Origin of the sequence: Pseudocolwellia agarivorans (assembly GCF_002000085.1) — a bacterium.
GTDB classification, from domain to species: Bacteria; Pseudomonadota; Gammaproteobacteria; order Enterobacterales; family Alteromonadaceae; genus Pseudocolwellia; species Pseudocolwellia agarivorans.
On sequence record NZ_MUZU01000010.1, the window covers coordinates 72,139 to 86,285 of the forward strand.

Annotated in this window: 14 protein-coding genes; 6 read left to right on the forward strand and 8 right to left on the reverse strand. The window is 34.7% G+C overall.

Translation table 11 applies throughout. The features are described from left to right. A complete protein-coding gene (locus B0X80_RS15140; RefSeq protein ID WP_077341768.1) occupies positions 1-1,158 on the forward strand; it encodes a DUF1501 domain-containing protein in 1,158 nt (385 codons plus the stop codon). A 149-nt stretch (positions 1,159-1,307) separates the two neighbouring features. Here the strand turns inward: B0X80_RS15140 and B0X80_RS15145 are convergent, their stop codons facing one another. Both B0X80_RS15145 and B0X80_RS15150 read right to left on the reverse strand, forming a co-directional pair. Beyond that, on the reverse strand, positions 1,308-2,030 hold the full coding sequence (locus tag B0X80_RS15145) for a 3-keto-disaccharide hydrolase (protein ID WP_089024898.1): 723 nt from the start codon (positions 2,028-2,030) through the stop codon (positions 1,308-1,310). Between the two features lie 165 nt (positions 2,031-2,195). Continuing rightward, positions 2,196-3,062 carry a LysR family transcriptional regulator gene (locus B0X80_RS15150; protein ID WP_077341770.1) on the reverse strand — a complete coding sequence of 289 codons (867 nt, stop codon included), beginning with the start codon at positions 3,060-3,062 and terminating at the stop codon, positions 2,196-2,198. Between the two features lie 164 nt (positions 3,063-3,226). On the opposite strand from B0X80_RS15150, the gene B0X80_RS15155 reads away from it, so the two are divergent. Beyond that, a complete protein-coding gene (locus B0X80_RS15155) occupies positions 3,227-4,360 on the forward strand; it encodes an S-(hydroxymethyl)glutathione dehydrogenase/class III alcohol dehydrogenase (protein ID WP_077341772.1) in 1,134 nt (377 codons plus the stop codon). A 248-nt stretch (positions 4,361-4,608) separates the two neighbouring features. Here B0X80_RS15155 and B0X80_RS15160 read toward each other — a convergent pair whose 3' ends face one another. Both B0X80_RS15160 and B0X80_RS15165 read right to left on the reverse strand, forming a co-directional pair. Continuing rightward, complete coding sequence (locus B0X80_RS15160) at positions 4,609-5,022, reverse strand: hypothetical protein (RefSeq protein ID WP_245825473.1); 414 nt, start codon at positions 5,020-5,022, stop codon at positions 4,609-4,611. A 214-nt stretch (positions 5,023-5,236) separates the two neighbouring features. After that, positions 5,237-6,865: a sulfatase family protein gene (locus B0X80_RS15165; protein WP_077341774.1), complete on the reverse strand. Its 1,629-nt coding sequence runs from the start codon at positions 6,863-6,865 to the stop codon at positions 5,237-5,239. A gap of 301 nt (positions 6,866-7,166) precedes the next feature. On the opposite strand from B0X80_RS15165, the gene B0X80_RS15170 reads away from it, so the two are divergent. Further along, positions 7,167-7,943, forward strand: a complete 777-nt coding sequence (locus B0X80_RS15170) for an IclR family transcriptional regulator (RefSeq protein ID WP_076419119.1) — start codon at positions 7,167-7,169, stop codon at positions 7,941-7,943. A gap of 68 nt (positions 7,944-8,011) precedes the next feature. Here the strand turns inward: B0X80_RS15170 and B0X80_RS15175 are convergent, their stop codons facing one another. Further along, a complete protein-coding gene (locus B0X80_RS15175) occupies positions 8,012-8,695 on the reverse strand; it encodes a putative glycoside hydrolase (RefSeq protein ID WP_077341775.1) in 684 nt (227 codons plus the stop codon). Between the two features lie 353 nt (positions 8,696-9,048). Here B0X80_RS15175 and B0X80_RS15180 point away from each other — a divergent pair, with 353 nt between their 5' ends. The 3 genes from B0X80_RS15180 to B0X80_RS15190 are packed head-to-tail and all read left to right on the forward strand — an operon-like array spanning position 9,049 to position 11,848. After that, positions 9,049-10,062 (forward strand): zinc-binding alcohol dehydrogenase family protein, encoded by a 1,014-nt coding sequence (locus B0X80_RS15180; protein ID WP_077341777.1) that lies wholly within the window; start codon positions 9,049-9,051, stop codon positions 10,060-10,062. Positions 10,063-10,072: 10 nt separating this feature from the next. Beyond that, positions 10,073-10,903 (forward strand): amidohydrolase family protein, encoded by an 831-nt coding sequence (locus tag B0X80_RS15185; protein WP_077341779.1) that lies wholly within the window; start codon positions 10,073-10,075, stop codon positions 10,901-10,903. A 9-nt stretch (positions 10,904-10,912) separates the two neighbouring features. Next, positions 10,913-11,848 (forward strand): aldo/keto reductase, encoded by a 936-nt coding sequence (locus tag B0X80_RS15190; RefSeq protein WP_077341781.1) that lies wholly within the window; start codon positions 10,913-10,915, stop codon positions 11,846-11,848. A gap of 475 nt (positions 11,849-12,323) precedes the next feature. On the opposite strand, the gene ccoP is transcribed toward B0X80_RS15190, so the two are convergent. From ccoP to ccoO, 3 genes are read right to left on the reverse strand one after another with little or no spacing between them, the layout of a single operon-like run. Further along, the gene (gene ccoP / locus B0X80_RS15195) at positions 12,324-13,298 is read right to left on the reverse strand and encodes a cytochrome-c oxidase, cbb3-type subunit III (RefSeq protein ID WP_076419114.1); all 975 of its coding nucleotides are present in this window, start codon (positions 13,296-13,298) and stop codon (positions 12,324-12,326) included. Next, the gene (locus tag B0X80_RS15200) at positions 13,298-13,495 is read right to left on the reverse strand and encodes a cbb3-type cytochrome oxidase subunit 3 (RefSeq protein WP_077341783.1); all 198 of its coding nucleotides are present in this window, start codon (positions 13,493-13,495) and stop codon (positions 13,298-13,300) included. Before B0X80_RS15200 ends, ccoP begins: the two co-directional genes overlap by 1 nt. A gap of 4 nt (positions 13,496-13,499) precedes the next feature. After that, entirely contained in the window at positions 13,500-14,144 is a 645-nt protein-coding gene (ccoO, locus tag B0X80_RS15205) for a cytochrome-c oxidase, cbb3-type subunit II (RefSeq protein ID WP_076419112.1), read from the reverse strand. Between the last annotated feature and the right edge of the window lie 3 nt (positions 14,145-14,147).

The following is a 14,147-nucleotide window of genomic DNA, read 5'->3' on the forward strand; positions in this document are numbered from 1 at the left end:
ATGAAACGTCGTCACTTTATAAAAACAATAGGCGCAAGTTTAGTTTTATTTCAAGGGACAGCTCTTGCCAGTAAAGCTAAAGCACTAAAGGGAAGCCAAGCTAATACCAAAAAAATTGTATGGGTAGTACTAAGAGGCGGGTTAGATTCGTTACACACTATTGTTCCTACATTTGAAGCTGATTTAGTTAAATTAAGACCTTCGTTATATAAAAGTGTTAAAGATAAATTATTGCCATTAGATAATGGTTTTGCTTTTAATCCGGCGCTTAAACATTTACACACTTGGTATAAAAATAAAGAACTTATACCTGTAGTTGCTGTGGGGTCCGGTTATAAAAGGCGTTCGCACTTTGACGGACAAGATTTTTTAGAGTCAGGCTTAACAAAAATAAATGAAGATTCTGGTTGGTTAGCTAGAGCGTTAAAGCACAAAAATAAAAAAGCCTTAGCAGTATCGCGTTCTACTCCTGTTAGCTTACGTGGTAGCGATAATACAAGCACTTGGTATCCGTCATCGTTGAAAGATGCTGATGATGATGTTTATGCGGCATTAGGTAAATTATATGCTGAAGATGCGTTGTTATCTTCAAGGTTAAAAGAAGGTTTAAATATTCAAGATATGGCGGGTTCGGCAGTCTCTGAAAAACGTAAAGGAAAGTTTATTGATTTAACTAAGGCGTGTGCGCAGCTATTAAAAAACAATAATACAATTGATTGTGCCATGCTCGAACTTGGAGGATGGGATACCCATAATAATCAAGATGTCCGCTTAAAAAAACAACTCACTGAGCTGGATAACGGCCTTGAAAGCTTAAAAGAAGGGTTAGGTGAAACGTGGAAAGACACCATAGTGATAGTTGCCACAGAATTTGGTCGTACAGCAAAAGAAAATGGCACGGGTGGTACGGATCACGGCACTGCTTCAAATATGTTTATTGCCGGTGGAAGTGTTAAAGGCGGTAAAGTGTTAGGTGATTGGCCGGGATTAAGTGAATCGCAATTGTTTGAACAGCGAGATTTAATGCCTACATCTAATAGTTTTTCTTGGATAGCCAGTGTACTAGGTGAGCAGTGGGGGTTATCGGCTGATCAACTTAACGATGTATTTCCAGCTGAATTTATTAAGCGTAAGCCGACAATAAAAATTGTCGTGTAATCGGTTTTAATAACTTAACGAAGGGCCATCAGTAAGGTGATTTTACTGATGGCACATTGTCTGGCTAATCTATTTAATCTGAATTCGGTTTATATATATTTTTTAAAATATTGAAAACTAAGCATGTTAGAAAATAGTTATTAATCATTCTATAGCTTACGTGCCCAAATATTTCTAAAACTAACTTTGTCGTTGTGATCTTGTAATAATAGTCGGTCACAACCATGAGCTTTATACTCTGGCTGACCTCTATATACAGTTCCACCTTTTAAAATATAGTGATCTTGTACCAATATTCCATTATGTAATACGGTTATATTTGCCGGAGTTTTTAATTCTGTTCCATTAAATTTAGGGGCATGGTAAATAATGTCATAAGTTTGCCATTGGCCTGTTGGTTTCATTGCATTAACCAAAGGAGCTGATTGTTTATATATAGATCCTGCTTGGCCGTTAGCATAAGTTTGGTTTTGATAAGAGTCTAAAATTTGTACTTCATAACGCCCTTGTATATATAGCCCACTGTTACCTAGTTGTTGTCCTTTTTTTCCCAATATTTTTTCGGGAGACTTCCATTCAACATGTAATTGCATATCACAAAATTTTTCTTTTGAAAAAATCCCCTTAGTACCCGGTTCAACAGTGAGAGCACCATTTTCTACGTTCCATTTTACTTTGCTACCATCGCCATGCTCTAAGTTGTCGGTTGATTTACCATCAAATAAAACAATAGCGTCTGAAGGGATAGGTGATGGAGTGATTATTTCAGGGATAGGGCTCCATTGTTCAGTTAATTTAGGATCTATTTTTTTTTCAGCTGAGACTAAAAAACTTGCTGATATACAACAAATGGACAAATAAAATTTTTTCATAAAACACCCTACAAAATCTTCTGTGAATAATATAAAGAATAGATTAACTTATAATTCTGGTTATTTATATATAAAATAATTATTTGTTAATATGCTTGAAAGAAGGGAAAGTTTATAACTACTTCATCAATTTTTATGGGCTATGAGGATGTTGTTTATATAAAATTACGTTAGCTGCTCCGCTAAATAATCTACAAGTAACCTTATCTTGGGAGATAAATGGCGATTTTGTGGGTAAATGGCCCAAATACCTTCATCGGGTACACGATAATTATCAAGTAAGGTAAGCAGTGTTCCGTTTTCTATATAGTTTTGAACGTAGTAATCAGGTAGTTGTACTATACCTAACCCTTTTAATGCAGCGTCAACTAAGCCGAAACCATTGTTATAACGTAGTCTACCAGTAACGCGAATATTTTTTTCTTTAGACGACTCTTTAAAGTGCCAGTAATCTAACGTACCTAATAAGCAGCTATGTTTAGCAAGTTCAGACAAAGCATGGGGCGTACCATATTTATTTAAGTAATCGGGGGATGCACAAACATAGTTTGTTCTTTTCCCTAGTTTTCTAGCCATCATTGAAGAGTCATTAAGTTTCCCTAATCTAATGGCCAAATCATACCCTCCTTCTACGAGATCAAGCTGTTGATTACTGAGGTAGGCTGTTACATTAATATGGTTATATTTTTCCATAAAATTGTTTACTAACGGTAATACTTGTTGTTCACCATAGGTGACAGGTGCTGTGAGCTTTATTTTTCCTTGGGGCTTCGACTGTAAGTGTGTAATGGCTTGCTCAGCAGCATTTAAACCGTCTAATACTGATCGGCAATGTTGATAAAAAACGCGACCTTCTTCAGTTAAAGATACTTTACGTGTAGTCCGGTAAAGTAACTTGATATTAAGGCGTTTTTCTAATGCGCTTATTTGACGACTGACCTGTGCTGTAGATATCGCCATTTTTTTTGAAGCAAGAGTAAAACTTTCATTTTCAGCCACATAGACAAACTCGCTGATACCTTCCCACTGCATTATTATTACCTATATGTAAAAGTGATTTTACGAATAGGTATATTATCATTGTTTTGGAAACAACTATAATAATCTGTTGGATAAGAACATTAAAAAACAATGTTTGTTAGTTCATTATTACCAGTGTGAAATAAAACTTTTTAACTAAAAATTGAGAACAAAAAATGCCAGATAAATTTATTAAATCAAAAGCAGCTATTGCTTGGGGGCCTAAACAACCGCTATCTATTGAAGAGGTCGATGTGATGTTGCCTCGTAAAGGTGAGGTACTTATTAAAGTTATTGCTTCAGGCGTTTGTCATACCGATGCTTTTACTTTATCTGGCGAGGATCCTGAGGGTATTTTTCCTGTGATTTTAGGGCATGAAGGCGGTGGTATTGTTGAACAAATAGGTGAGGGGGTTACTAGCGTACAAGTTGGAGATCACGTTATTCCTCTTTATACGCCTGAATGTGGCGAATGTAAATTTTGTTTGTCAGGTAAAACAAATTTGTGCCAAAAAATTAGAGAAACTCAAGGACAAGGTTTAATGCCTGATGGTACAACTCGCTTTTACAAAGATGGCAAACCTATTTTTCATTATATGGGCTGCTCAACTTTTTCGGAATATACCGTATTACCCGAAATTTCTTTAGCAAAAGTAAATAAAGAAGCACCGTTAGAGGAGGTATGTTTACTTGGTTGTGGGGTTACTACGGGTATGGGCGCTGTAATGAATACTGCAAAAGTAGAAGAGGGAGCAACGGTTGCTATATTTGGTTTAGGTGGTATTGGTTTATCTGCGGTGATTGGCGCTACTATGGCTAAAGCAAGTCGTATTATTGCTATTGATATTAACGAATCTAAATTTGAATTAGCGAAAAAGTTAGGAGCTACAGATTGTATTAATCCGAAAGATTATGAAAATCCTATTCAAGATATTATTGTAGAGTTAACTGATGGCGGTGTTGATTATTCGTTCGAATGTGTTGGTAACGTCAATTTAATGCGATCAGCATTAGAGTGTTGCCATAAAGGTTGGGGAGAATCTGTTGTTATCGGTGTAGCAGGCGCAGGACAAGAAATTTCAACCCGACCATTTCAATTAGTTACTGGGCGTGTATGGAGAGGTTCTGCTTTTGGTGGTGTTAAAGGTCGTTCAGAGTTACCTGATTACGTTGAGCGTTATTTAGCTGGAGAGTTTAAATTAAGCGACTTCATTACGCATACTATGGGCTTAGAAGATATTAATAAATCGTTTGAATTAATGCACAAAGGAGAAAGCATTCGTAGCGTTATTCATTTTAATAAGTCTTAGTTATACCCGTTACCAATCAAGATGCGTATTCCAGAGTGCTCAAGCGCTTCTTCGATGAGCTAAAAATAATTTATGGGGCTTATTAACTTTAGTCAGGTTCCTACACGGATGTAGACCTTAGATTTCGTCTGGAACATGAAATCTGTGCCTAAATTTTTTTGTTCCCACTGAAACCGGCATCTTGAATGATAACGGGTATAAAAGCGCTGCTACTGAGAGGAAGTAACAGCGCTTTATAGCGTATTAAATTAAAATTTATGTTGTTTTTGTAACTTACTGCTTCCTGAATCGGTCCAATGAATTTCGGATAAAGAGAGAAAAATGGCATTTTGTTGATGGAGTATTTCAACTGATTCAGCACTAAAACAGCCGCCAACAACAACCAGACTAGGGTTCGTTAATTCACCGAGTTTATTTAACGCTTTTTTAACTAGAGAACTTTTTACAATATCTTTTTTATTATGAGGAAAAATGATGAGTGTAGTTAATTCATCTAGTTGTGACTCACAGCTTAAAGCCAAACTTTTATATTCAGTAGGAACTCTTTCTTTAACGAGATAAGCTTCCAAATTTTTTAATATAATAAATTTCATAAGTGTCGCTAATAATTGGTTTGTAGATACTTCTATATTTAATAATAGTTCTTTTAATAAATTAATCATTTTTATCAGTTAAAAATTTTAACTATTTTGTTATTTATTTCACTAAGTATAAATAGCTTAATTTATTCATTGAACTCGTATAATTTACTCCAATCATTTTCATTCTCAAAGTATTAAAAATTTAAATTATAGAATTTATAATAAGCGAATTAATTATTGGATATAAAAAAACGGCAATAAAATTGCCGTTTTTATTAGTGCTACTTATTTTTTATCAATCGTTCCAATGCTTATCAATAATCTTTTGAAGATGAGGATATTGTTCATCTGTTTCATTATATAACTTACGTTGGCGCTTTAATTCAATTTTAAGTTCGTCAACAACCTTTGAATATTCAGGATTGCTATAAACGTTGTTTTGTTCTGTCGGGTCTTTGCGTAAGTCGTAAAGTTCCCATGCTGCTGGCGTATTAATAGCACTGTTATGAAGACCTGTTTTTGCTACCCATTTTTTATCATAAAAAGGGAAAGGTTTTGTCATAAAGTTAGCACCGTAAAAAAAGATAAGTTTGTAGTCTTTAGTACGCAAGCCAAAGTGTGCAGGTACGTCGTGGTAAGCTCTGTGTGTCCAATATCTGTAGTAGCTTGCTGTACGCCAGTTATCAGGTGTTTTACCTTGTAAAGCAGGTGCAAAACTTTTGCCGTGCATATATTCAGGTACTTTAATTCCAACTAAATCTAAAATTAAGGGGGCAAAATCTGTATTGTTCACTAATAAATCACTTTTTTGACCTTGAGTTGTCATACGTGGATCTTTAACAATAAAAGGCATTCTGATTGATTCTTCATACATCCAGCGTTTGTCTTGAAAGTCATGTTCGCCTAACATCATGCCTTGATCCGAAGTATAAATTATAATGGTGTTGTCGTACTCGCCTATGTCTTTTAATGTTTGTAATAAGCGCGCAATATTATCGTCTACTCCTTTAACACAACGTAAATAGGCTTTTACGTATTTTTGATAAGCTTGTCTGGTAAATTCTTCTTCAGGTAATGAAGGGTCTACACCTAGATCGATTCCCATGCTTCTACGGTTATGTCTTTTAGAAACCGATGTGCCAATATCTTTAATCAATTTGTCGTTAACGCCACGAGTGGCGATAGAACCAAATGTTGCTTTTACACCATATAAATCTGTTGGTTCTGGAATTGTTTCTGCGGCTAAGTAGTCTTCATAACGCGGAGCATATTCAAACATATCGTGTGGTGCTTTAAATTGATGCATTAAAAAGAAAGGTTTGTTGTTCTTTTTGTTTTTTAACCAATCAATTGATATATCGGTAACTACATCAGACGAGTAACCTTTATATTGAACTTCGTTTTTAGGCCATACATTTTCACCTTGTATTCTAAAAGTTGGATCAAAATAGGTACCTTGTCCTTCTAACACTTGGTAATAGTCAAAAGCACCTGGCTCTTTCTTTAAGTGCCATTTACCTATGATTGCTGTTTGGTAACCTGCGTTACTCATTAGTGTAGGTAAATGCTGATTTTCAGTTGATATACTGCCTCTTAAATCTAAAACACCATTTGTTTGACTATATTGACCCGTTAAAATACTTGCTCTGCTTGGTGTACATATAGAATTTGTTACAAAAGTATTAGTGAAAACCATACCTTCATCGGCTAATTTGTCGATATTAGGCGTAGGGTTAAGTTTCGCAAATCTACCTTCATAAACACCTACTGCATGTGCGGCATGATCATCCGTCATTATATAAAGCACATTTAATGGTTTAGTTTGTTCAACTTGAGTGCTAGCGTTGGTATCCGTATTAGAATTACAAGCGGTTAAAAAGCAAAAGATCGCTGAAATACTCATTGTTATAGATAAATTTTTCATTAATAACTCGAAATGTTTGTTGTATGTAAAATTATGTGTTTATATTTAAAATATGTCAATAGCTTCGTATTTTTGTTAGAAAGGGTTTGTTGTTATATTGATATATGAAAAGCAAAAAATACCTTTTAAAACTTTTTAATTATTGGAGAAGGGGTTATTAAGGTGTTAATATTCATGGATAAAGAATAATAACAACAGTTAATACATAACTACTTCATACAAGGTAAATCAATTTACCTGAAAGTAGACATTATATTTTATAGGCTTAGTTTAAGCCTTAAATTAAAGATAGGTAAAATTTATGGATGCCAAACCTGTAAAAAAATATTCAGCTCCGGCTTTAGAGAAAGGCTTAGATATTTTAGAGTTATTATCTAAAGACTCTACCGCTTACAGTACTTCAACTATTGCTGAAATTTTAGGTCGTTCAAATGCTGAAATATATCGTATGATACTTGTACTTGAACAACGTGGATATATTGAAAAAAGTGAAGATATTGATGGGTACCAAGTTACTCGTAAATTACTTCAATTAGGTACCGAACACGAGCCTATTAAAGATATTTTAGAATATGCGCAACCTATTATGCGTGACTTAGCTGAGAAAACGGCAATGTCTTGCCATATTGCTGTAGAGTCGCAAGAGCAAATTGTTGTTATTTCAAGGGTTGAAACACCTAGTGTAATGTCTTATTCCGTTAGAGTAGGCTATAGAAGACCTATATTATTTTCAGCATCTGGTAGAATATTATTTGCTTTTCAAAATCCTGACAAAAAAGAGTCTATGCTGAAACGTTTAAATAAACATCATACTGAAGATGAAATTAAGCACTTTGTTAACGATTGTAAAAAAGTAACTAAGCAAGGTTTTTTCAAAGGTGATAGTGCCTATGTACATGGTGTAACGGATATTTCATTTCCTATTATAGATAATGACCATGCCGTAGCGACTTTAACAATACCTTTTATTCAGCGTATACCTGAAACTGTGAAAATAGATCAAGTTATAGAAGAGTTAAGAAAGGCTGCAGAAGAATTATCTAAAGCATTAACCTATGGTATTGTTCGTAAAGTCTAATATTATGTGAGTTAAATGAGTCATTCAAGTACGTAAAAGAAGCCATCATATTGATGGCTTCTTTTGTTTTAGTCTGCTTTACAGCCTTTGCTACCTGCTGGTAATGCTACCAGTCCTATATTAGCAATTTCTATATCGAGCTTCCCTTGTGTTCCAATTGAAAAGATTGAAGTGACTTTACTGAAGTCAAAATTACCGTCTTTATTAAAACAATTTAACGGGATAGGTAATTGTGTCCATTCACCTTTTGGTAATCGATTAAGAATAGCTTTAACTGAGAATTTACTTAAACACTTATTGGAGTAATTACACTGCATTGATATGTTTGTGATGTCTTTTGCAGAACGATTGACCTTGAGTTCAATCATTAATGCTGCTTGATTTTCAATAGATGCAATGTTGATCATGTGTTTTGATATTGTAAAGCTTGAATCGTTAAGTATATTTCCTCCCCATTCATTTTTAACTTTTTTTCCTTTCCATTTTAAACGTATAGCATCGTTTTCTTTCTTTTTTGTTGAAGGTGATACAACAAGGTTACCACGCTCTGTTTCTCCTGTTTGATTGACGATAGGAATATTCCAATTAAGGCTGTTACTTAAATTACCTTTCCAGTTACCAACAAACTCTCCATCTTTAATATAAGTGGTTAATGGATCATCATTAAAGGCTAAACTTTGAAATGATAATGAAGTACAAAGTAGAGTGGCTAATTGCATTATTTTATAAGTGGTTAGAGCGTTTTTTTTCATGTTGTTGTCCTATTATTTTTAATACAATTATTGTTAGTTTTATTACTCAATTATTTAAATTTAAACAATCGAATCTGCATTTAATAGTTGTATAAGATAAATTTATATCGTTGAATTGTGACGCTTCATAAAAAATATACCAAGATTTTTAGCGATTGCAACACCTTTAACTAGAGGTTGTTTTATTAATTTTTTGGTGAACCAGCTTATTTATGTACGTTTTAAATGGTATGAAATTAAAGTTAAATATGAAGTTTAGTATTCATATTCAAAAAATAAGTATATTTTTATAAATATGGTGGTAGAATAAAATCAAATATAAAACCACTTGTTTATTTGGAGTTTGTTCGATTATGAGAACAATAATATGTGTAGAGCCTGGCGTTTTAGAGTCAAAAATTTTGGACAAGCCTGTGCCTAAGAAAGGTGAAGTGCTTGTTAAAGTTAAATCTATTGGCATTTGTGGCACAGATATACATGCATACGGTGGTAATCAACCTTTTTTCAGTTATCCTCGGGTATTAGGGCATGAATTATCAGGTGTTGTAGATGAGGTAGGTAATGGTGTTGATATACCTTTAGGTTCATCTGTTTATATCATTCCTTACTTACATTGCGGTGAGTGTATTGCTTGTCGTAATAATAAACCAAATTGTTGTACAAACATCGAAGTAGTTGGTGTTCACCGCGACGGTGGTATGTGCGAGTATATTGCTGTGCCTGAATCTGCAGTTGTTGTTACTGAAGGCGTAAGCTTTAATGATATGGCATTAATAGAGTGCTTAGCTATAGGGGCTCATGCTGTTAAAAGAGCACAAATAAATGAGAAAGATACTGTTTTAGTTTTAGGTGCTGGGCCTATAGGTATTGGTGCTTTACAATTTTCTAAAATAGCGGGTGCAAAGGTATTTGCTTCCGATGTTATGCAAGATAAACTCGATTTTTGTGTAAAAGAGTACGGAATAGACGGTACTGTAAATGCATTGGGTGATGTAACCCAACAGCTTAGCGATTTAACTGATGGTCAGTTTCCTACTGTTATTATAGATTGTACAGGAAATGCTAAAGCGATGGAGTCTACATTTACTAATTTAGCTCATGGTGGTCGAATTGTTTTTGTAAGTGTTATTAAGTCACCTATAACCTTTGAAGATCCTGAGTTTCATAAACGTGAAACCACCTTGTTGGGAAGCAGAAATGCAACTTTAGATGATTTTGAACATGTTGTTGCTTGTTTAAAAAATGGTTCTGCAAAAAGTGGGTCGTTTGTTACACACACCGCTAAGTTTAGTGATTTCTTAACAACATTTGATGACTGGGTGAAACCTGACAGTGGTGTAATTAAAGCCGTTGTTGAAATGGATTAATAGATTAACTATGAAAATAGACGCACATCAACATTTTTGGCAATACAGCCCTGAAGAGTATGATTGGATCGGTGATTCTGAAAAAGTATTAAAACATGATTTTTTACCTTCAGATTTATCTCCTATTTTAAACGAAAATAATATTGATGGTTGTGTTGCTGTACAAGCAAGACAAACAAACCAAGAAACACAGTGGTTAATTGAGCTATCGAAGAAAAGCAATATAATAAAAGCTGTTGTGGGTTGGATTGATTTACGCAGTAATAATTTAACTGAGCAATTGAAGCAATATAAAGATACAGCGATTCTTAAAGGTTTTAGGCATGTACTTCAAGGTGAGCACAGTGATTTTATGCTTGCCCCTGAGTTTATTAATGGTTTAAAAACTCTTGAGGAAGAAGGGTACACCTATGATCTTTTAGTATTTGCTCATCAATTACCTCAAACCATTGAATTAGTAAGTAAATTTAAAAAACTAAACTTTGTTGTAGATCATATTGCTAAGCCTGCTATTTTAGCTAATGAAGGCTTTTCTCAGTGGAAAGAAGCTATGTTTAGTTTAGCCAAATCCCCGAATGTTTATTGTAAAGTGTCAGGCATGGTAACTGAAGCTGATATACATAACTGGAAGGCTGAAGACTTTACTCAATATCTTGAGGTTGTTTTTAATGCTTTTGGTGTAAAGCGTATCATGTTTGGATCTGATTGGCCTGTATGTTTACTTGCCGGTGAATATGCACAAATTAAAAAAATTATTGAAGACTTTGTTCTGGTTAATTACCCAGATAATTTTGAAGACGTTTTTGGTAAAAACGCGTTAGCCTTTTATCAAATAACGTAGGAAATCATTATGGAATATAGAAAATTAGGTAAAACTGATCTTAACGTTTCACGTTTAAGTTATGGCGCATCACCTTTAGGTAGTGTTTTTAGAGACATTAGTGAAGATGATGGTATCAGAACGGTACATACGGCTATTGATATGGGCGTTAATTTGATTGACGTTTCACCTTATTATGGCTTAACTAAAGCTGAAACTGTTTTAGGTAAGGCACTAAAAGGTATACCACGTGATAAATATATTTTGTCTACCAAAGCTGGGCGTTATGGTGCTGAGTATGCTGACTTTGATTTTTCAGAAAAAAAAATAAGAAGTAGTTTAGATGAAAGTTTAAATCGTTTAGGTGTTGATGGTGTCGACATTTTATTTTTACATGACATAGAGTTTGGTAATTTAGAACAAATATTTAATGAAGCATTACCTTGTTTACAAGCCTTAAAACAAGAAGGTAAAGTACGTTACATTGGGGTAACCGGATACCCGTTAAAGATGTTTTCTGAAACCATTAAACAGGCTGATATTGACTGTATTCTTACTTATTGCCGTTATGCTTTGTATGATAATTCTTTAGCTAATATCATTCCTTCTTTTGAAGAAAAAGGCGTAGGTATTATTAATGCTTCGCCTACAGGTATGGGGCTATTAACGAATCGTGGTGCGCCAGAGTGGCATCCGGGTAATCAACAATTACTTGATGCTTGTCAAAAGGCAGTCAAACTTTGTCAAAGCCAAGGCGTAGATATTACTGAAGTTGCTTTGCAATATGCTATAGATCATCCTGCAATCTCTTCAACGTTAGTTGGAACAGCCAATCCTGTTAATATTGTTAAAAATATTGAATGGGCAGAAAAACCAGTAAACCAAGCTTTAGTTAAAGAAATTAGAAAGTTATTTGATAATGTGCCAGTAGTTTGGCCATCAGGTTACCCTGAAAATCAAGACTAATCATATTTATGTTTATACTCAAAGTTTCGATTTTATAAAACTTTGAGTATATTTTACTCTTAATCTCTATTCTTATTCCTTAGATATACATGCCTGCTAAAACCTGACTCTTTTTTAATTAACCTCAACTCGGGTTAATGAATGTTAGCCAATTAATTTAAAAGCTCGACTTAACAAATGCTTTTCTAGCAGCTATTTTCCCTAATTTCTGCGTTAAATTTACTTGCAATAGAACCAGTTATTGACGCGAAACTTGCCTTGAATTAAGAAAAACTATAAAGCTAGAGGCTAAATAAAATTATTTTATATTTCAATCCGCTAAGTATCTCTTAAACCCAGTTTAGATCATCTATTAACATTAGAAAAATAAAGAAAAGCATGAGAAAGAGAAGGGTAATAAAAAACGCTTAATGCAAAACATTAAGCGTTTTTAGTGAAATAAACTGGGTTTATTTCAAATGATAAATATTGTTAACTAATCTTGAGACAAGCTATAAACATAAGCGCTAATTACGTGAACTTTTTCTTCACCTAAAATATTAGCCCAAGCTGGCATAACACCTGCGCGACCATTTTTAATAGATTGTTCTATAACACGCTTTGAACCGCCGTATAACCATATGTTGTCAGTTAAGTTAGGTGCGCCAAGAGGAATCCCCATAGCTAAACTACCTTTACCTTCAGGGCCATGACAAGCCGCACACATTTGAAACTTAGGTTTACCTGCTGACGCAAGAGTAGGGTCAACTTCTCTACCACTTAAACTCATCACATAAGCAGCAACTTCTTTAACGCCTTTATCGCCGCCAAGAGCTGTTTCCCACGCCATCATACCGTTAGCTTTTCTACCGTGTAAAATAGTGGTTTTAATAGCTTCTGGTGAGCCACCGTATAACCAGTCTTTATCGGCTAGATTAGGGAAGCCTGTTGTACCACGAGCATCAGAACCATGACATTGTGAACAGTTTTGTAAAAATAAACGTTGTCCAACTTTTAATGCTTCTTTATCTGCGGCTAGCTCTTCAATGCTACGCGCAGCATAAGCTTCAAATATAGGACCGTATTTTTCATCTGCAGCGTGTACTTCACGATCGTATTGTACTAAGACGTTTGAGCCTTCTTTTAAATATTCAGCTGTTTTCGCCTTAGATTCTTCAAGGTTTAATATACCTTGGTTAGAGCTTTTCCAACCTAATAAACCTTCCCAATTTCCTAATCCAGGATAAAGAAGTAAGTAGCCAAAGCCCCAAATAATTGTTGCTAAGAAAAACGTACTCCACCATTTAGGAAGAGGGTTGTTTAATTCTTCGATGCCATCAAAAGTGTGCCCCATTGACTCACCTTCAGGAACACCAGCGAAGTTCTTTAAACACATACGTAGTAGAAAGTAACATCCTACTAACGTGCCTAGGGAAAGAACAGTAACCCACATACTCCAAAAGCTAGACATTAGTTTTTGTCTCCTGCTTGTTTACTTTCAACATTTTGGTTCGATACATTTGTTTTTACATCATCTTCTTCAAAAATAGAATTTGCAGCATCATCAAATGCTGATTTCCTTTTTTTGCTGTAAGACCAAACCACTATGATGATAAATAGTGCCAAAATTAGTAGGGCAAAAGCCCCTCGAAGCGTTCCGTAATCCATACTATTATCTCAACGCATGGCCAAGAGATTGAAGATACGCAACAAGTGCATCTATCTCTTTTTTGCCTTTAACAGCTGCTTTCGCATTGGCTATTTCTTCAGGAGTATAAAGAGGAATAGCATTACCATTTTCATCTTTATGGCTACGGTTTCTTGTTAAAAAGTTAAATGTTTCTAATTTTTTAGCGGTTAAATTACCATCTAAGTAATTTTCATCTAACCATTTAAAGCTTGGCATGTTTGATTCTGGAACAACTGAACGAGGATCAATTAAATGCGCTTTGTGCCAGTCATCACTATAACGTTGACCAACACGAGCTAGATCTGGTCCTGTTCTTTTTGAACCCCATAAAAATGGATGTTCCCATACAGATTCACCTGCAACAGAATAATGTCCGTAACGTTCTGTTTCTGCACGAAGAGGGCGGATCATTTGGCTATGACATACGTTACAACCTTCACGGATGTAAATGTCTCTACCTTCCATTTCAAGCGCAGTATAAGCTCTTAAGTTATCAACAGGTGTTGTTGTCGCTTTTTGGAAAAATAACGGTGTGATTTCAACTAGACCACCGATACTAATTGCCATAATAGTGAAGATAAAGAAGCGACCAACGTTTTTTTCTAAACTTTCATGTTTGTTTTTCATTAC